Annotated in this window: 13 protein-coding genes; 7 read left to right on the top strand and 6 right to left on the bottom strand. The window is 35.6% G+C overall.

All coding sequences use genetic code 11. From position 1 onward, the window contains the following. Nucleotides 1-5: 5 nt before the first annotated feature. The 4 genes from drmD to BMY75_RS10690 are packed head-to-tail and all read right to left on the bottom strand — an operon-like array spanning nucleotide 6 to nucleotide 9266. Nucleotides 6-2627, bottom strand: coding sequence for a DISARM system SNF2-like helicase DrmD (gene drmD / locus BMY75_RS10705; protein ID WP_074833675.1), 2622 nt, complete (start codon nucleotides 2625-2627; stop codon nucleotides 6-8). Next, nucleotides 2605-3900 carry a DNA cytosine methyltransferase gene (locus tag BMY75_RS10700; protein ID WP_074833673.1) on the bottom strand — a complete coding sequence of 432 codons (1296 nt, stop codon included), beginning with the start codon at nucleotides 3898-3900 and terminating at the stop codon, nucleotides 2605-2607. Before BMY75_RS10700 ends, drmD begins: the two co-directional genes overlap by 23 nt. Before the next feature lie 21 nt (nucleotides 3901-3921). After that, nucleotides 3922-6825: a DEAD/DEAH box helicase gene (locus tag BMY75_RS10695; RefSeq protein ID WP_074833670.1), complete on the bottom strand. Its 2904-nt coding sequence runs from the start codon at nucleotides 6823-6825 to the stop codon at nucleotides 3922-3924. A gap of 2 nt (nucleotides 6826-6827) precedes the next feature. After that, a complete protein-coding gene (locus BMY75_RS10690; RefSeq protein WP_074833668.1) occupies nucleotides 6828-9266 on the bottom strand; it encodes a DNA methyltransferase in 2439 nt (812 codons plus the stop codon). A gap of 396 nt (nucleotides 9267-9662) precedes the next feature. Here BMY75_RS10690 and BMY75_RS10685 point away from each other — a divergent pair, with 396 nt between their 5' ends. Both BMY75_RS10685 and BMY75_RS10680 read left to right on the top strand, forming a co-directional pair. After that, the gene (locus BMY75_RS10685) at nucleotides 9663-10001 is read left to right on the top strand and encodes a type II toxin-antitoxin system RelE/ParE family toxin (protein ID WP_074833666.1); all 339 of its coding nucleotides are present in this window, start codon (nucleotides 9663-9665) and stop codon (nucleotides 9999-10001) included. Then, nucleotides 9970-11067 carry a HigA family addiction module antitoxin gene (locus tag BMY75_RS10680; protein ID WP_074833663.1) on the top strand — a complete coding sequence of 366 codons (1098 nt, stop codon included), beginning with the start codon at nucleotides 9970-9972 and terminating at the stop codon, nucleotides 11065-11067. The genes BMY75_RS10685 and BMY75_RS10680 overlap by 32 nt, the downstream gene beginning before the upstream one ends. A gap of 263 nt (nucleotides 11068-11330) precedes the next feature. On the opposite strand, the gene BMY75_RS18815 is transcribed toward BMY75_RS10680, so the two are convergent. Both BMY75_RS18815 and BMY75_RS18000 read right to left on the bottom strand, forming a co-directional pair. Then, nucleotides 11331-11486 carry an IS3 family transposase gene (locus tag BMY75_RS18815; protein WP_431602521.1) on the bottom strand — a complete coding sequence of 52 codons (156 nt, stop codon included), beginning with the start codon at nucleotides 11484-11486 and terminating at the stop codon, nucleotides 11331-11333. A gap of 15 nt (nucleotides 11487-11501) precedes the next feature. Continuing rightward, nucleotides 11502-11657, bottom strand: a complete 156-nt coding sequence (locus tag BMY75_RS18000) for a hypothetical protein (protein WP_170844287.1) — start codon at nucleotides 11655-11657, stop codon at nucleotides 11502-11504. 91 nt (nucleotides 11658-11748) lie between these two features. Between BMY75_RS18000 and BMY75_RS10670 the strand changes: the two genes are divergently transcribed. The 5 genes from BMY75_RS10670 to cas13d all read left to right on the top strand — a co-directional run bounded on the left by BMY75_RS10670 (nucleotide 11749) and on the right by cas13d (nucleotide 20894). Beyond that, nucleotides 11749-13791 carry a DUF4357 domain-containing protein gene (locus BMY75_RS10670; protein WP_081350520.1) on the top strand — a complete coding sequence of 681 codons (2043 nt, stop codon included), beginning with the start codon at nucleotides 11749-11751 and terminating at the stop codon, nucleotides 13789-13791. A 78-nt stretch (nucleotides 13792-13869) separates the two neighbouring features. Further along, a complete protein-coding gene (locus BMY75_RS10665; RefSeq protein WP_081350519.1) occupies nucleotides 13870-14907 on the top strand; it encodes a hypothetical protein in 1038 nt (345 codons plus the stop codon). A gap of 339 nt (nucleotides 14908-15246) precedes the next feature. Next, nucleotides 15247-16383, top strand: coding sequence for a hypothetical protein (locus tag BMY75_RS10660; RefSeq protein ID WP_074833656.1), 1137 nt, complete (start codon nucleotides 15247-15249; stop codon nucleotides 16381-16383). Continuing rightward, nucleotides 16380-17498 carry a hypothetical protein gene (locus BMY75_RS10655; protein ID WP_074833654.1) on the top strand — a complete coding sequence of 373 codons (1119 nt, stop codon included), beginning with the start codon at nucleotides 16380-16382 and terminating at the stop codon, nucleotides 17496-17498. The genes BMY75_RS10660 and BMY75_RS10655 overlap by 4 nt, the downstream gene beginning before the upstream one ends. 561 nt (nucleotides 17499-18059) lie before the next feature. Beyond that, on the top strand, nucleotides 18060-20894 hold the full coding sequence (gene cas13d / locus BMY75_RS10650; protein WP_074833651.1) for a type VI-D CRISPR-associated RNA-guided ribonuclease Cas13d: 2835 nt from the start codon (nucleotides 18060-18062) through the stop codon (nucleotides 20892-20894). The last annotated feature ends 4 nt before the right edge of the window (nucleotides 20895-20898 follow it).

Genomic DNA, 20898 nt, shown 5'->3' with positions numbered 1-20898 from the left:
CCGCCTTAAAATTTCAGAACAATATTAACAAGTAAGAATGGCTTATCAATTTCATATTTACAGTCAAATTCTTTGATCTCATTTTCTGCTTCTGATTCAATTTTACCTATAGTATCATTAAAGCTCATTCTAAGTTTATCAAGTTGTTTCTTTTTTTCGGATGCTTTTTTTAAAATATCTGATTTTTGTAATTTATCTTTTGCCCAAGATTCTTCTATAAGAAGATCTTCTATTTCTTTATTTAAATCCAATATCTGATTATTGAGCTGCTCTTTTTGAATATCCACCCAATTTTCAATTCTAAGCTTATTAGTCCTTTTTATAGGTTCAACTTTTTGATTGTATTTAAAGCACATTTCAGTGACAAGTTTATCATAAATACCTTCAAACAATTTTGCTTCTGACTTACTTGGAGTAAAATAATGAATATCATTGTCGTTTGCGTTTTCTAACGCACCTACCAATTCTTCTTCATTAAAATCAATATACTCTCCGTTTTCATCACAAAGTAAAAGAACCGGAGAAATCATTGTAGTATTGTTCATAAATGCCCCAAGAAAAATCCAGCCATGCGAACCAAGATGTTTTTCGCCCCAGTTATTGATCTGCCAGTAATAAAGTTTATTATTCATTTCTGGTTCTTCAATTTGATTCCAGAATTCAACCTCAGCAAGGTATTTTTCAATTTGCTTATAGGTTTCGTCCAGTGCAGAAGCTTTTGATTCAGGACTCTCAGTTAATAATACAGATCTAAGCTGATCAAACTGCTTACTTAATTTGGAATTAAGTTGCTTATCAAGTTTATCAAAAGCCTGTTTGAACTCACTTTTGGAATTGCAACGCTGATAAATATCGAGAATAGTTTTCTCGAAGCTTGTACCTGATTCCAATGTACCAAGTGCAATATCCGAAGCACCAAAAACACCTTCAAACAGTTCAAATTTTTTTGAAAGGATCTCATATACTCTCTTATCAGCTTCGTTACCTGTATTCAGCAAATTGATCGCAATGACGTCATGCGTTTGTCCATATCGGTGGCAACGACCTATTCTTTGTTCGATTTTCTGCGGATTCCAAGGAAGATCATAATTGATAACTGTATTGCAGAATTGAAGATTTAAGCCTTCTGAACCAGCATCAGTAGCTATCAAAATACGAGAATGGGTCTTAAAATAATCTACTATGGCATGTTTATATTCAACGCTGCGACCATAATTTGTTTTTCCAAAATTCTTTACCTGCCAGGTCCGAAATATTTCTTTCGTCAGTACGTCATTAAAATCTCCGTTGAATAATAAAATATCATCCTCAGAATACCCATCTTTTCTTAGCTCATCAGCAATATACTTTTGAGTTCGTTTGGATTCTGTAAATATCACTGCCTTTTGCTCTATACCATTAGAAGCCTGATGCTCAAATGCTAGGGAAAGTGCCGTTTTCAATGCAGATACTTTAGCGTTCTCCTCTATGCTGTTTGCAGTCTGTATAATGTTCTCTACAAGATGAATTTCTTCTTGAATCTGCTGTTTCTGAATCATAGTTTCTTCATCAACAGTTTCTTCAAATCCTGATTCATCTATTTCATCTTCAACATAATCCCAGAACAAATCAAAGCCTTCCATCGCCTGGGCAGACTTCGTTCCCTCATACAGCTTTTCAAGTCGTTTTTTTAATATCTCGAATGTTTCTATAAGAGCAAAACTTGACGATGCGAGAAGTTTACGTATTACAAGAATGATGAGTCCTTTATTATTTACAGGAATCGAATACAATGGTTCGCGCTTTAAGAACGAGTTTACCATATTATATAACATTGTTTCTTCTTCTGATAAATTAAAATCAACAGTCAGGCACTCGCGCTTTTTAAAATTCATGTATTTAGCAACATCACGTCTAAGTGTTCTGTACAGAACAGGACGCAGTTCATTTTTTAACTCATCATAATTCTCACCTTCAATATATCTTCTGTTGAATGATTTCTCAGAACCGAATATTCTCGGATCTATGTACGAAACAAGACCATGCAGATCGTTCAATGAATTCTGCAATGGAGTAGCTGTAAGCAATATCTTCGGTATATTCTTTGATATATCATAAAGATTTTTAGCACGCTTCGCCCCGTGAAATACATTACGAAGGTTATGAGCTTCATCAATAATAATGAAATCCCAAATAACTTTAGGATAACGTTTCATAAGCTTTGAAGAGTAATCGTATGATGTTATAATGACTTCTGTATTATTTTTATTTTCAATCCACGACTTCCAATAATGTATATCTTTCGATATAGTCAGTCTGTCAAGGATAGTAGACTTGATCTGAAATTTCTCTTCAAGTTCAATTTCCCATTGTTTGCGTAAGGTTGCGGGCAGAACGATAAGTACTCTCTTCGCTCCTGTGTTAAGAACATACTTTAAAACTAATCCTGCTTCGATCGTCTTTCCAAGACCAACTTCGTCAGCAAGAATAATTCCACCTGTTTTAAGAGACTGAACAGCAGCGCAAAAAGCATTTATCTGATGCGGATTGATCGCAATATTGGTATTTAGCAGAAATCTAAACGGAGATTCATTTAGTTCGTGTTTCTTAAAATGACTATATTGTTCAAGTAAAAGATTTCTTTCCATCGATATCGCCCTTCTTACTTAACTCATGTTCGACACCAACAGCAATTCCTTTTGCCATCAGTGGAGGAACAGCATTACCGATTTGAATGAATTGTGATGTTCTCGGGCCTTCAAAGAAGTAGTTGTCAGGGAATGATTGAATTCTTGCAGCTTCTCTGACTGTTATTGAACGATGCTGACTAATGTCCGGATGAATAAAATAATGACCGTCTTTTGATATATGAGCAAGCATAGTATGGCAATATTGTTCATCACCTTCAACTACCTTAAATCTGTCAAGAAATGAATCCCTGTTTTTATGAGTTTTCAGTTCCTCCGGCAGATCATTATAGTTTAATCTTTGATGTCCATTATTCCATAATTCTATAACTCGTTTGTATATTTCAATATCACGTTCTTTATTACTCCGGCTCTCATGAAGCGTAAGGATATCCCCACGTTCACGTATTTTCTGTGTTTTAACATATTTACTGATCTTACGATCAGAATACTCATTTGATTTTTCACCTGGTAATATAGCAGGTAAATCATTAAGCAAGTCATTTACCAATGCATCTGGCTCTATAACCTCAAATTCAGGATACTTCAATCCGGAATCTTTTAACCAACCAACAATGATCATACGGCGTCGATTCTGAAGAACACCAAAGCTTCTGGAATTCTGCTCATGACATTCGATCTCATATCCGACTCGTTTCAAATATGTTTTAATATTTTTCCATGTCTTTCCACCGTTTGCGGATTGTATACCCATTACATTCTCAAAGACAAACATACGTGGCTGATATCTTTTCAAGAATCTGGCATACAGTTTATAAAGTTCATTTCGCGGATCATCTTGCATAGGTGTTATCATATGACTGCTTTGAGCACGACCAACTAACGAATACGCCTGGCATGGAGGTCCTCCAATTATAACATCGACTTTGGATATATTATTCTCCGCAAGGATCATATCAATAGTATCAAAGATGCTTGGAAGTGTTTTATCAGACATTGTTTCACATAAAACTGATCTAAGGATTGAATCCGGTATTTTAGATAAGAATTCTTCCCTTGTAATTACCCCTCTTAAATAATCTCTGTATACTTTCAGCTTCTTGTTTGCCTTAAGATAGTAATAAGCTATTCTGGTCTGTAAAGTCTGTGCTGCAAACTGATTCATTTCAACATGAGCAAGAGGTTTGAATCCCGCTTGAACGAATCCTTCAGACAGACCTCCGGCACCTGCAAATAAATCTATAAAATTGTACTGGTTTATTATATTGTCCATCGGTCTGCCTTTCTTCTGTTATTAATCAAGGAATTCACCATCTGTATCAAAAATATGATCAAGCTCATCATTATTTATTGCTGCAAGAACTTTCTTTCGAACACTACCCTTAGCCATATCAAGTCGAATGAATCTTTCTTTTCCGGCAGCATCCCGAGTTGTTCTAATTAACTGAAGTCGACCTATTCTCTTTTCTTCTTCAGCGTAATTCGCAAACCCTTTTGCTTTTCCAAGATTATCATCAAAATCTGGATTATGCGGTTCAAGAATATCCATTACATAGCCGAGCTCTTCATCCTTTTTTACAATTATAAAATCAGGGTAAGCGGCTTTGGTTGTATTATCATTTTCATAAGGAATACAAAGTGACCATGGCTTTCTTGGAGGATTACGAAGCCAGCAAACAAAATCAGGTTGATTTTGTTCTTCTTCAAGCACACCCTTTTCCCAGTTATTAAGTTTGATTCTTGACTTACCATTTTCGTCAGCAAATAAATGGTTATCGTATACTATACCGTCTTTTTCCACTTTGGCACTAATGGTCTCAGGAAGTGTGAAATTATGCTTACTGATAATATCACCATCAGCAACTATATCACTGTACTGTTTACGACATTTCTCTGATTTGTTTACCACGTACTTTCTGTACTTATCGTTCATATCATGGAATTTTTTCTCTGCATATTTATTCAGTTTCTTTATGCATTCATCATCAGCGGCAAATAATATGCAATCCACTTTAAATTCATTTGGATCTTCAAAATTCAAATATTTTCTTCCGTAAGTATATGTGAAACCGTATTTTCCAAGTTTTGTATCAGCTGCTCGCAACTGTCTGTCAAGATCAGTTTCTGCAGTATGTAGTAAATCAGAATACTCAAAATCCTTGATTTCTTCACCAAACACATCAAATATTTGAACTGTTAGTTTGAACTCCATAACCTGTTTCATAAGTTCATTATACTTGCCTGAATTATGAAGATCATCTATATATGCCCTCATAAGACTTGTAACATCATTTTTTATTTCATCGTTAGCATTAGGAGCAATCTGATATTGTGTAAGTAAACCGGACAGATCAAGAAGTGACTTCAGGTAGCTGTTAGTTTTTACAAAGCGAACCATATAAGTTAAAAAACCTTGCTGATTTATAAAGTCAATAACCTCTTCTCTGTCAAACGAATGGAATAAAGTGTTGGTTGGTACTTGTTTTACAGTCTCACTATTGTTAGTATGCTTTTGTTCTGTTTTAGCTGGCTGAGAGTAAATGGGCGTTGAACTTGTCGCATGATAGCTCATAGTACTATCACTGGCTTGTTTTTCTATGTGTTTTTCAGAATTAAATGATACTTCATTATGGGTATGATCTTCAAATTCAGCTTTATATGATGAAGATAACATTTGAACATTCTCACCAATGCTAGAAGGAGTAATATTATGATTATCTCTTGTGTCAGCACTCATTTGAATCGAACTATTATAATCAGAAAAACTTAACTGACCGGGAATAATAGATTCTTTTTTATTCTTATGACCACTAGCGTGAACAGACCAAGGAACGTACTCCTGTTCTTCAAGGCTTTCGCCATCTATTTCAGTAGGTATTTCACCACCTTCTGAGCTTTGAAGTTCACTAATAACTTTCTGAACATTATCCTTGTTGAAGTACGGCAAATATAACCGAACATCATTAAGAGAATCATCGACTAATATATGACTCTGTAACGGTGTTCTTACCATACGGCCAAGTAACTGAGCTATATATGTTGCATCTTCTGCACGTCGGAACGACATCATTGTTTCTGCTCTAGGGCAATCCCAGCCTGTTGACAAGTTTTCTTTAAAAAGAACAACTCGAATCACTCTGTTATCAGCAATTTCTGCTGGTTCAACATGCGGAACATTTAACCCGTTTATTTCAAGGTTTCCGACGGAACCAAAAGTATGTACAACTTCTCCTTCTTTGAAGGTATCCCCAAGACGCTCCTCAATTTTTGAAATGATATCGCTTAAATCATTATCTGAAACCTTTTTACCAGAACCGGCAAGAACCTGAACAACAAAAACAGGATTTACATTAGCATAATGCTGCTCATAAGTATACTGATACCAGTGAGCACATTTATTGATCCACTCATCTGTTGCGGCCTGTAATACAGCCATGTCATTATGTTTTGTCGGATCTTCAGGATAGGTTATAACGATCCTGTCTTTAAGCAATCCGGATGCTCTTACCTGTGCCGGAGGAACCACTACTTTTTGTAGTGTGGAACTTGTATCACCAACAAGGTTATTAAATCTTTCTGATGTTGCACTCATTCCGATAACTACAGGAACAGGAGAAAGATTATGAGGAGCAGAACCTTTTATAAAACGTTGCATTATCGTTGTTGCTGTTCCAGCAGCACGTCCCTGCATACCTCTATGAGCTTCGTCGATGATAAAATACAACCTATCTGATTTTTCCCTTGCCGTATTCTCTATCGTTTCCCATATGGTATATTCTCTTGAATCAGAATGCTTTCCGAGATTACCACCGCTTCCAAGTTTCTGTGTATTCAGAAAATAAATATGCCCTTCTTCAAGCATTTCGCTGTCAAAGTTTTCATCAGTTATTACCACACACTGATCCATGCGTATCTTATCAGCCTTGTTATCTATTTTCTGCTTTGACTGCTCGTTTAATTGCGGAGAATCAGAGAGCCAAACGAAAATAGCTTCCGGCTGTTCAGGATATAACTCATTTCCGAAAAGAATATCCTCAATTAAAGCAGACATTATTATCGTCTTGCCTGACCCTGTAGGTGCCTGGAGTGAGACCACCTGTGGTATATGGCAGGAACTATAAGTATTCATAGCAATGGCTACACGTGATCTTAGATCAGCGACAGCCTGTTTTTGAAACGGAAATAATTCATTTATCATAATCAGTTCCTCCCGTAATTAATGCGGAAATTATCAAGATAATCCCTGTACAGTTGATAAGTATCCTTTACATCCAGTCCTTTGATCATTGAGCGGTAATTACTCTCATAATCAGTAATAATAAATGCTGTTTCTATGTTTTTATCTGAATTAACTGCTTCTTCAAATTTGTAATAAGCATTCTCATTTATCAAGATAGCCATTTTATTCTCAGGCAGTATAAGCATATCATCTGGTACATTATCAATACTCGGATATCTTCCATGAGCTCCTGCCTTCATCCAAAGTGTAGGGAGCATCTCCTTAAATTGCATACCAAGAGCAACAGCGGTTTTATCAAGAAAACCGAGTTTGAAGAATGCAGCGTTTGCTTTCAAACCATCTGACATCGGCATAGTCACCGGTTCAGTTACTTGAATATTGCCTAGTAAATCTGTAATATTATCTTTTACTTCCTTAAATATCTTATTATTTTTTGTTACGATATAAAAATCTGTGATATGATCCATTCCGTTAAGAGCTTCTAAAAAATCTTCATATACATTGTCATCAATCAATATCGCAGCGGTATGTGACTGTTCGCTTGATACTACATATTTAGTTTCTGAACTAACAAGAGTTTGCGGAAGTTTCCCTTGTGAAAGAATAGATACTAATTGCTTTATGTCATTCAGCTTTAAATTATTTACATCTTCAACAAATTTAATCTGCTTAATATTTCGACATTTTTCAGATGTTTTTGTACTAGATAGTATATATTTATCTGTGAGAGCTTTTCCATTAACATCATATCCATTTATGCTGCATACCGTTCGAGGCCACGTAATATATTGTGCAATCCCCATTTTTTCCCATTCAAGATTACCTGGTTTATAACCGGCCTTTGTGAGCATTTTGGATTCTTCGACAGAAACTTCATTATTTGTAATTAGAATACATCTTCTATTTCCACCATCTTCAGTATTAAGTAAATTTATAGCTTGAAGAGTAGTTCCAGAACCAGCAAAGAAATCAATAACTAATGCATTGGGCTTATTGGCCACAAAAAATGAAATTGTATCTTTTACAGAATATAACGATTTTGGGTATAAAAAAGTTCTATCAGATAAAATACCTTTCAATATTGAGGCTCCATAATCAGTAGCATTGTGCATTTTTTGGAGCCAAATTGTTCTTGGAGCAACAAGTTCATTTTCCGAATTAATATGCTCAATATCAAGAGAACCATCTGATTTTTTCCTAGTGACCTCTATTTCTCCAGATTCAATACGTTTTTGTAGGCCAGATGGAATATACAGTAAAGTCCATCGTTCTAATTTTTCATCATATTTACTTACTCTTATATATCCTTTTTCAACCCATTCTCGAATAGTTTTTGAAACACCTCTCCATATACATTCATTTCCTTTGTCATTTATAGGAAAAGCAGTTGCTAGATTTTCATAATGAGGAAATTCAGACCTTGGTGTGGTTGGTTCAAGAGGTTCTCCGACTTTAACGATATTCATATTGCTAGTGTCTATGTAAATAGGGAAAAACTGGTTATTCGCACTAGATCTTAAGTTGTTTCCTCGATTAAAAGAATACCACACTCTTGCCTTATTGGTTTCATCGGTATTTCCAAGCATATTATGACTAGTTTTATGGATTGAACATTCTCCAAATCTACATATGAAAATATACTCTTCTACACGTGAAAACTCATTTTCTCTATTAGTTCCACCTGGATTAATAACATCTGTAATCATCTGGATTGTTGCGTCTGGCATCAGTTCCTCAAGCAAACAACCTAAATGCAAGTATTCTTTTTCATCAATTGTTATAATTAATACAGAATCCGCTGGGTTCAATAGTTTTTTTGCGAGCTTCAAGCGTTTTTCCATCATTGAAAGCCATTTGCTATGTCTATATGAATCGCTACTGTCAACATAATCATTATTGTATTTCCAGTCTTTAGCACCGGTATTGTAGGGAGGGTCGATATAGATACAATCCACTTTTCCTGCATAGAGATACTCCAAAAGCTGTAGAGCATGATAATTATCGGCTTCAATAAGTGTGTGCCATAAATCGCTATCAGGAGCATTACAAACGCTGTCAATAGGTTTCAAATAAGGATAGATAGGCTCACCAAATTTAGCAACACAAACAAGATCATCAACAGGAACTTCTACTCCTTCAGAATTATCCTGCTTCAAGCAATATGCCTGCCCATTTTCGATTCTAATTACATTGTATAACTCATTAACATTACCATTTTTCAAGGCAACTTGAGAGCCTTTACGCACCTGAATATCATAAAGAGGAGTGCATTCCGGTAGATGTGATTCAAATACAAGACCGAATTTCTTCTGTTTAGCAAGTTTCTCAACTTCATTCTGTATTTTGTCACGTAAGCCTTCGTCCTGGATCTGTGATATAAGGTCATTCAATGCAGACATAGTGATCTCTCCTTGTTTGTAAATAAAAAATCCATATTATTCCAAAAACGGAATATATAGTTAAAAATGTACAATTCTATATTTATCATTCTATCATGTTTTTTATATAAAATCAAGAGGAGTAATCATTTTTCTACACTTTCAACCACAAAAAAATGTTATCATTATTTGTTTTGCTCTGTAGATGATTTACATGTTTTCTGGTTGATGTGTGAAAAGCCAGAGAGGAGATGATTGAGAAAGCAGAAATATACAGTTTTATTCCAAGTCAATTAATCGACATAAAAAATCTATTTATTTTGGTATTGACACTTTGTATTTGATATGATATAATATAAATAAACCAATTGGTTTATTTATATTATATCAGCTTGAGAAGGTCGTGGTGACAACTAATTGAAAATTACTTATGCGAATTCTAAAGTAGAAAAATTTTTTACAGATTTTGATAAAATGAAAAAGAAAATTCCTATTGAATGGGTTAGAACGATAAAAAAGCATTTAAACCATTTGGAAGCGGCTGATAATTTTGGAACTTTTCTTTCGCTTGGATTAGGTCATCCAGAACAATTAAGTGGATATAGTTCACCGACTTATTCACTGAGGGTTACACCTAATGTTAGAATGATTATCGAAGTCAAATCGGATCAATGTGAAATTATGATTTGTGAGGAGATTGAAGTGGAAGGAGTGTGTGATTATCATGGCGATAAAGAAAACTGGTATATCTCGTGATTTAATTATTCATCCGGGAGAAACAATCGCTGATATTCTTGAAGCTCGTAACATGACACAGGCTGAATTAGCTGTAAGAACAGGAGTAAGTCCAGCTTTTGTTGGCAATGTTATTGCTGGACGAAAGGATATTTCTGGTAAATTTGCTATGGCTTTGGAATATGCTCTTGAGGTACCTAAATCATTTTGGCTTAATCTTCAAGCAAGATACGATGCTGAAATATTAGAAGCTGATGAAGAGAGTACGATTAGTGATGAAGAAAAGTTAGTTCGTAAAGACTTAAATGAGGTTGTAAAATATCTAAGAAAGCGAAGTGCTTTACCTGTTAAAGAAAGCACTAGTGAATCAATTATATCTTTACGCAAAGTATTAAAAGTTAGCAGCTTATGCAATTTAAAAAAGATTCCTATATCTAGTGCATTTAGAATTAGTTCACAAAAAAAAATCAATCCCAGTGTTTTGGGGGCGTGGATAAGAATTTGTCAGATTCATGAATGCACGTTTGATATTGAAAAAAATTTTAATACTAATGAAATTGACAGTCTGATAAACGATTTAAAAAATCTTATGTTGTCAGATACTACAGAACTACCTCAAAAAATTAAAATGGTCTTTTATGAATATGGTCTCGATTTTGAAATAGTTCAACATTTTAGGGGAGCACCGGTTCAAGGTTTTCTCTATAAACGCATAGATAATAGAATTAAGATTTGTATGACTATACGAGGAGCTTTTGCCGATATTTTTTGGTTTTCTCTATTTCATGAACTTGGACATCTTTATAATGGAGACCTTTCTAAGACATCTCAGTTCCTTGATGATGGAGTTGATATAATAAAAGAAGAAGCTGCTGATAGATTTGCATCAGATAAACTAATAAATGGCGATGAATATAAGATTTTTGTTTCAAAATATAAAAATTCTCCATCTTTTGAATTAATTGAGAGATTTGCTTCAACACAAAAAATTCGTCCTTTTATTGTTATTGGAAGAATGCAAAAAGAAGGCATAATAGCATATCAACAATATTCATTTGCTAAGATACGCTATAAGTGGGCAGAATAGTATAAAAATAAGGACATTTAATAGATACTTTTATTCTATAAGATTCTAAGTTGCGTCAAATCAAAAGAGGACGCTGCGGGTGTGAATCGCCCACTGTCAAGTAGACCAAGCAAAAAACAAAAATAACCTATATAGTAACCAAAAGCAGTCTGTGCAATTTGTGCAGGCTGCTTTGTTGTAGGCAGTAATTGGCAAGCACTTTTTGTAGTGAGAAGCGGAGCGACTAACGTAGAAATGTGCTTGCTACGGTGCCCGCCGAATGGTCACGCAGCATACGCTTCATGGTATTCCATAGGAGTCATGCTACTTAGTTTGATCTGGTATCGACCGGTATTGTAGTATCTGATGTATTCTTCGATTGCTGCAATCAGACCGGCTTTATCCATTAACTTACGAAGATAGTACATTTCGGACTCTATGATGTCCCACCAGCCTTACATCGGTTCGTTGTCAATGCATCTTCCTACACGGGACATACTCTGTATCATTCCGGCTTCGACAAGCTTCTGGTGGAATATTGTATGAGCCTCAGGATTCAGCCGGACAGCTTCATCAAACGTGGAAAATACAAGATCATTGTTATTACACATTTTTTATTTCCAATATGAATGCCTCTATTGCTTTTTCATCGAAAATAGTGTATAATTATTTAAATAGTATATTCCAGAGGGAGTGAGCAAGTTGAGTAATAGAATCACAGGAAAAGAGTACGCATTAAAAGATATATTCAGTCAACAGTTTGACTATCACATTCCGCCGTATCAAAGGCCGTACGCATGGACAGAGGAAGAGTGTGAAACTTTGTTTGATGACCTTTATGATTTCTTTTTAACAGAAAAGACCGACAATTATTTTCTTGGCAGTATTGTTTTAAAAAAGGAAGAGGATAAGCCTTGGGCAGATGTAATTGACGGTCAACAAAGGCTTACAACCTTAACTATTTTGATTTCTGCAATTGCATCTTGTCTCACAGGAACCACGAGAGTCACGTGTGAGAAATACCTTCGTGAGCCAGGGGATCCTTTGATTGGATTAAAACCTGAACCACGTCTGCATCTGCGTGAAAAAGAAAGATCGTTTTTTGAAATATACATACAGAATGTTGATCTGGATACTCTTATTGCTCTTGATCCGGAAACACTTGAAACAGAAGCTAAAAGACATATCCGAGCAAACTGTGAAGTCTTTTTAAAGCGGATAAATGCTAAGTTTAATAATGACGAAACCAAAGTGCAGCCGTTCTGTACTTTCTTGCTGACACGGTGCTTTCTAGTATCTGTCAGTGCACCGAGCCAGCAATCTGCTTTCCGTGTGTTTTCTGTAATGAATAATCGTGGGCTGGATTTGCTTCCCATCGACATCATTAAGGCAGATGTAATTGGTGAAATATCTGCTGATGATCAGCAGTCTTACACAGAGAAATGGGAAGACCTTGAAGTTCAGACAACTCGTGACGGCTTTAATGAAGTATTTACACATACAAGAATGATTTTTGCAAAAGCAAAGCCCAAAAAGAACTTGCTTGATGAATTCAGAGAATATGTGCTGACAAAGCTGAAGCCTCAAGAATTAATTGACGATTACCTCACTCCGTATGCAGAGGCATATAGTATTATGAAAAACAGAAAATATGTTGCTGCAAAAAACGCGGAGGAAGTTAATGGATATTTACTGTGGCTGAATAAGATCGATAACTCTGATTGGATGCCTTCTGCTATCCGTTTTTTTGCGGAGCATAGCAATAATCCAGATTATATATTGTGGTTTATAAAGAAGCTGGAGCGACTTGCATCATATCTTCATATTACTGCAAAAGACGTCAATCGCAGAATTGAACGTTATGCACTTCTTCTGGAGGAGATGGAGAAGAATCCCGATAGCAGTTTAGAAGATCCGCTAACTTCAATTGATCTAACAAACTCTGAAAAAGAGGAGTTTGTAAAGGTATTAGGCGGCGATGTTTACAGAATGACTAGTAAACGCAGAAACTATGTTATTTTGCGCTTGAATGCGTTTGTTAGCGATGGAACACCTATTGATTATTCTCCCGCTCTACTTACTATCGAACACGTTCTACCACAGACGGTTGATCCTAAATCCCAATGGGCTACAGTATGGTCTGATACCATTAAGCGAGAAGATTGGGTGCATAAGATTGCAAATCTCGTACCGCTTACAAGACCAAAGAATTCAGAGGCACAGAACTTCGACTTCGACAAGAAGAAAAATGTTTACTTCACGGGAAAAAAAGGAACTACAGCCTATCCACTTACCACGCAGGTAGTACATGAGATAACCTGGGATGAACAGACAGTTATTAAAAGGCAGCAAACATTGATAAAAATATTCGCAGATGAATGGGATCTGAAATACATTTCTCAGGGTACTGTAGATTTGACAGATGATGGTTCTATCATTTATCATGTTTCTCTACGTGGAGCAAACGCATCTGGGTACGCAAGCAATGATCATTTTATTGTCTTAAAAGGAAGCAGAATTGCAGCAGATACTGTATCGAGTTTTGCGCAGTATTATCCGAATGCTTTTGATCTTCGTAATAAACTTATTTCAGATGGTGTAATCGTTGATAATTTATTTACTGTAGATTATAACTTTGACAGCCTTTCTCTCGCTGCATCGATTGTTATTGGTAGAACTGCAAATGGATATCGGGAGTGGAAGGATGGCTCTGGACTTTCTTATAGTGAAAATCGCAAAAGATAACACTACTATTACTTGTTTAAGAAATGACAAGATAAGATGTAGTTTCGTATTATATTCTAGCTTGGGAGGCATATTATTATGAATGAACAGGAGAAAATAAATTTTAAGAAGGAACATAATGACCGCATGCGTAAAGCTCGTGCAAACATAAAACCTTCTAATTGTATGCTGTGTGGAAAACCTATTACGAGCTTCTGTAATTCTCATTCTGTACCTAAATTTTCACTGAAATATATCGCTAATGACGGAGAACTTCTTCGAGCTTCTGTACTAGCAGATCCTGAAAAAATTAACGTATCTTCTGGACTTAAAAATACAGGAACTTTTCATTTGATATGTAACGAGTGTGATGGTACTTTTTTTCAAGATTATGAATCAGAAGAAAAGCTTAAAGGAGAATTATCCGATAAGATTCTTGCTCAAATAGCTGTTAAAAATGTACTTATTCAGTTATTCAACAAAAAATTAGAGATAAGTTATATACGAATTTTTCAGAATGAAACAAATTTATTTGCAAATTTTGCTGATTATGAGGCCACACGACAATTTGATGTGAATACTTATATTAAAGAATTTGAATTTCATAAAAATATAGCTGAAAATTCTATTTCAGGCGGATATCAGATAATATATCATGAGATACTGCCATATAAAATACCAATAGCATTTCAAGGTATGATAGCAATGAAGAATGATTTTATAGGCCAAAGAATAAATGAACTTCATAATTTTAAAGATTTGAGTTATAAAATTCAACATCTACATATCTTAGCTCTTCCATTTGAAAACGAGAGCTGTGTACTTGCGTTCTATCATAAAACTGACAGAAACTATCAAAAATTGAGGCATTATTTTAATAGCATTTCAAGAGATGAAAAACTAAAATGTTTGAACTATCTGATATTGGAATATGCAGAAAACTATTTCTTTTCAAGCAAAATCTATAAAGAACTTGAAACTAATAAATATTTAAAACAACTTAGCCGGGAAGCTAACGGTCGTCCTGATTTTGGTTTGTTAGCTGAAGAGAATTCTTATGGAATAGGATATAAACCTGTTACAAAGGATGATATACCTATTTTTCTTTCAAAGGAATGGGCTTTAAATTCAATATAATATTAATATATAATGGCATAATTCCATAAGAATAAGCATAAAGATACTACTTATTTGATAAAGTCGACTGTTCCTACAATAGGTCTCATAATATACATTTTTTGCTATATTTTTGTTTACACATAATATGGAATCTATTGTATCAGAAGTTAATATCTACAAATGTTATTTTGTTTCTTAATCTTTGAACCGTATAAAGATTCCTTTTTTGACTCTTGTAGACAACACTCAATAAATGTTTAGCAGTACTTTAATTTGATAGGGTAGTAAAACTTAATGATAGTCAGAGTAATAACTCTTCGTTATACAGTAACTAATTAAGATTGTGAGGTGAGTAGTATGGGTGATAATTTAAGCAGAATATTTATATCAGATTACAATACGCTCAGGTCAAGCATTAAGGATAATTTTAAATTTGGTATATGGGCATTTCTTAAAGAACGGGATGATAGGAGTGACAACTATATCAAAAAAACTTTGCGATTGCTGTTTATTGTGAACAGCAGCAGGGAACAGCCTGAACGCAAAAAATCAGGCAGAAAAAAAGAGCAAACAGAGCTTTCGGACGACAGATATAACTTTTCAAACGAACCCGAAAAAGTCATCACACTTTGTTCGTTCAGGGTGGAAGATATATTTCCTGTTATAAAAATACTAAGCAGCATTAAGCAGGGATTAGAAACTAGAGTAATATCAGAACAGATCTCTGAAAATCGCACCGTAGTGAATGAGTACGTCAAAGAAGATCATACCCTTAGTATTGTTGAAACAGGAAAAACGAGGAGCAAACAATACGTATTGAACGATGTGCTTGATCTTTCTGAAGATGAATGTATCAGGTTGTATAATGCGTTGACAATAGCGAGACATTTTGAGCCTTTGACAGTACCGGGATGGCTTATAATGGATAAGCTCATAGCATCAGTTAATGATAAGAGAAAACTGCTTGATAATGGTGATCTGATATTGCAGTATGATGTCAGCGACCGCGTATTTGAGGAACCGCTGATCTGGACATTTCTGCGTGCTGTTTGGGAAGACAAAGGTCTCTCCATTGTTTTTTCAAAAGGCGGAAAAGAGAAGTTTCAAGCTTCTTCAGCAGAATTAATTTTCAATGACATGAATGGAAAAGTCTATCTTAATACGTATCTGAATGAACATGAAATCAATACAATCAGAGATATAAGTATCGAAGAAGACAGCAGATCTGACATTGTCAGAGAAAAGAAAACCAATATTGTACTTAAGTTTTCTGATATAGGATACAGCGTTGATGAACTCAAAGAGATGTTCGGCGATGATGAAGTCACATTAAGCCATGATGGCTGTATCACTATAAAATGTGATAACTATAAGGACTACAAGCCATTTATAAGAAAGAATTATATATCCTTTATACCCGACGATGCCAGAATAAGAAAAGAACTGAAAGCTGATTGTCTTGCGGCACTTGAAAACTATGGTGAAACTATATGAGCAAGTATAAATACGAGATCTATAAACCCTACAACAATTTAGTATTTTCAGAACTTATCGAATTGTATAACCGTTGTCGTAACGGTATGGACAAAAAATCATTTGATGCTGATTTTATGAAGATATGTCTGGGTGACGGCTTATTAAAGGATGAAGTATATAAAAAGGCGCTCAAATCATATCTGTTCAGTGAACAGGAAGGCAAGATATTTTCAGCGGAAGACAAACCTATACCATATCTTTTGTCCGATTGTGAGATGTACTATATGCAGTATATCTTTGGAAACAAGCTGTTTAGAGATATGCTCGGAAATGAGCTTGCAGAAAAATTATCCCAGCGTACAGCTTCTGCAAATGCTGATAAGATAAGAGCAGTCATACATACCAAGTTCAGTTTCAGGAAGAAATATGATGACTGTCATGCCGAGATACTGAATGTTATAGTGCAGGCGATAACAGAAAATAAAATGCTTGAATATGAATATACAGACAGTAACGGCAATTGCAGGAACGGAAGAGAAATACCTGTAAAGATACAGCTTAACAAGCGTACTGGTGTTATACAGATAATAGCAAAGCCAGAATATGAAGATCGTTTTATAAAGCAGAGCTTGCATAAATTTGTATTGGTAAAAATAGCGGATGAAGGCGAAGAGACTGACTTTGACAGCTTCATAATGAGCAAACGCCGTACCGCGGTCATAACCGTGAACCGTGAAAAAGGTCAGCATAATGTTGAAACGAATGTATTGAAAAGATGTATCAATGTGTTCGGTGATGTGAATTCAAAGGTCATCAGAAAGGAACACGACATTGAACATCTGCTTGATAATTACTATATACAGGGCAGTGATAAAAAGAAGGTTGAACTTAAAACTGGCGGACTTGAAGAAGAACTCAAAGAAAAAGTTAGAACGCTTTTCAATACCGAGGGCTTTATGGATAACCACTATATAATGCTGGTAGATTATTTTGAATTTCAGGATGACAAAGAAGAATTCATAAAGGATATATTCTCCTTTGGTCAACATATTACTTTGCATTATCCCGATGGTATAAGGAACGAACTGATAAAACGCTTCAAAGAATTATACAGCAGGCTGGATAAGCATTGACAATTATCTTTTTGTATGCTATAATATGATTACAGAATAAAACATTTCTGTCAAGGTGCACAAAATATCGAAAATATTTTGACCCTTTGTACTATACCTGTTTTACACAGGTCTAAAACACTTTAGCTATCTCAATCCAGGACTTTTTCCCTTTGTACTATACCTGTTTTACACAGGTCTAAAACTTCTGCCATAATATCACCTCCATTATACTACCTTTGTACTATACCTGTTTTACACAGGATAATAACCAAAATCAAACTCCTTACAGTTTTTTGTGAGGAGCTATTTTTTGTACAAAAATATGGTGTAATATAGCTCGGTAATATGTTATCATAAAGATACGGAAAACGACATGATATGGCACAAAGCGGGGTGGCAGTATGAATAAGGAGAAAGTAGCAATCTGCGTTAAAGTTGCAATGAAGGTCGGAGATTGTATCCTTGGAATCATAAAGATAATCGGCTGAAAAAAGCCGATTAGAAATTGGCGAAAATGCAATTAAATTGTAGACAGATAAATTAAATTGTGTTATAATAGTACAAAGGGAGGGCTGCGTTATGGCAAAAAAATCGAAAGGTATGAGCCTTAGAGAAAAACGTGAACTTGAAAAGCAGAAAAGGATACAAAAGGCAGCTGTGAATTCAGTTAATGATACACCTGAAAAAACAGAAGAAGCAAATGTCGTATCTGTAAATGTCAGGACATCGGCTGAGAATAAGCATAGTAAAAAATCTGCTGCCAAAGCTTTGGGACTGAAATCCGGGCTGGTTATCGGTGATGAGCTGTACCTTACTTCATTCGGCAGAGGTAACGAAGCAAAGCTTGAAAAGAAGATATCCGGTGACACTGTCGAAAAACTTGGCATTGGTGCTTTTGAAGTCGCCGAACGTGACGAATCAACGCTTACCCTCGAAAGTGGCAGGATAAAGGACAAGACCGCCAGACCCAAAGACCCCAGACATATAACCGTCGATACACAAGGTAAATTCAAGGAAGATATGCTTGGGATACGCAGTGTACTGGAGAAAAAGATATTTGGCAAAACATTTGATGATAATATCCATGTTCAGCTTGCGTACAATATCCTGGATGTCGAAAAGATAATGGCACAGTATGTCAGCGATATCGTATATATGCTGCATAATACTGATAAAACAGAAAGAAACGATAATCTTATGGGGTATATGAGCATCAGGAATACCTATAAGACATTTTGTGATACGTCAAATCTTCCCGATGATACAAAACAAAAAGTTGAAAATCAGAAGAGAGAGTTTGACAAGATCATAAAAAGCGGCAGACTTGGGTATTTCGGCGAAGCTTTTATGGTAAACAGCGGCAATAGTACCAAGCTTAGACCCGAGAAAGAGATATATCATATCTTTGCGCTTATGGCGAGCCTGAGGCAGAGTTACTTTCACGGATATGTAAAAGATACCGATTATCAGGGAACCACATGGGCATATACTCTTGAGGACAAGCTGAAAGGTCCGAGCCATGAGTTCAGGGAAACCATTGATAAGATATTTGATGAGGGATTCAGCAAGATCAGCAAGGACTTTGGCAAGATGAACAAGGTCAACCTTCAGATACTTGAACAGATGATTGGTGAACTGTATGGCAGTATAGAACGACAAAACCTCACTTGCGATTACTATGACTTCATTCAACTGAAAAAGCATAAGTATCTTGGATTTTCTATAAAGCGTCTTAGAGAGACCATGCTTGAAACAACACCGGCTGAATGTTATAAAGCTGAATGCTATAACAGCGAGCGTCAAAAGCTGTATAAGCTGATAGATTTCCTGATATATGATCTTTACTATAACCGTAAGCCTGCACGCATCGAAGAAATCGTGGACAAGCTGAGGGAATCTGTGAACGACGAAGAGAAAGAATCCATATATTCAGTTGAGGCGAAGTATGTCTATGAATCACTTAGCAAAGTTCTGGATAAATCGCTGAAAAACAGTGTGTCTGGTGAAACGATAAAGGATCTCCAAAAGAGATATGATGACGAAACAGCAAACAGGATCTGGGATATCTCACAGCACAGTATAAGTGGAAATGTCAACTGTTTCTGCAAGCTAATTTATATTATGACCCTGATGCTTGACGGCAAGGAGATAAATGATCTGCTGACAACGCTGGTAAACAAGTTCGATAACATAGCATCATTTATAGATGTTATGGACGAACTTGGCTTGGAGCATAGTTTTACAGATAACTATAAAATGTTTGCCGACAGCAAGGCTATATGCCTTGATCTGCAGTTCATAAACAGTTTTGCACGTATGTCAAAGATCGATGATGAGAAGTCAAAAAGACAGCTTTTCCGTGATGCGCTTGTCATACTGGATATCGGTAATAAAGATGAGACTTGGATAAATAATTATCTGGATTCTGATATTTTCAAACTGGACAAAGAAGGTAACAAGTTAAAGGGCGCAAGGCATGATTTCAGGAACTTTATAGCCAATAATGTTATAAAGTCATCACGTTTCAAATACCTAGTAAAATACAGCAGTGCCGATGGTATGATAAAGCTGAAAACGAATGAAAAGCTGATAGGCTTTGTTCTGGATAAGCTTCCAGAAACGCAGATAGACCGCTACTATGAATCATGCGGACTTGACAATGCGGTAGTAGATAAGAAAGTCAGGATAGAAAAGCTATCGGGGCTTATCAGAGATATGAAGTTCGATGATTTCAGCGGTGTCAAAACCTCAAACAAAGCAGGAGATAATGACAAACAGGATAAGGCGAAATATCAGGCGATAATAAGCCTGTACCTCATGGTGCTGTATCAGATAGTCAAGAACATGATATATGTCAACTCACGTTATGTTATCGCTTTCCATTGTCTTGAACGTGACTTTGGTATGTATGGAAAAGATTTTGGAAAGTATTATCAAGGCTGCCGAAAACTTACAGATCATTTTATTGAAGAAAAGTACATGAAAGAGGGTAAACTTGGCTGCAATAAAAAAGTCGGCAGATATCTGAAAAATAATATTTCCTGCTGCACTGATGGACTGATAAATACCTACCGTAATCAGGTTGATCACTTTGCAGTGGTAAGGAAGATAGGCAACTATGCGGCATATATCAAGAGTATCGGTTCGTGGTTTGAACTTTATCACTATGTAATACAGAGGATAGTTTTTGACGAATACAGATTTGCACTTAACAACACTGAAAGCAACTATAAGAACAGCATCATCAAGCACCATACCTACTGTAAGGATATGGTCAAGGCACTGAACACACCTTTCGGTTATGACCTGCCGAGATACAAGAATCTTTCTATCGGTGATCTGTTTGATCGCAATAATTATCTGAATAAAACAAAAGAGTCAATAGATGCAAATAGCTCTATTGACAGTCAGTGATAAT

Origin of the sequence: Hominimerdicola alba, from assembly GCF_900109655.1 — a bacterium.
Classification (GTDB): Bacteria; Bacillota; Clostridia; order Oscillospirales; family Ruminococcaceae; genus Hominimerdicola; species Hominimerdicola alba_B.
The sequence above is the reverse complement of the archived record's forward strand: the minus strand, read 5'-3'. Positions and strand labels throughout refer to the sequence as shown.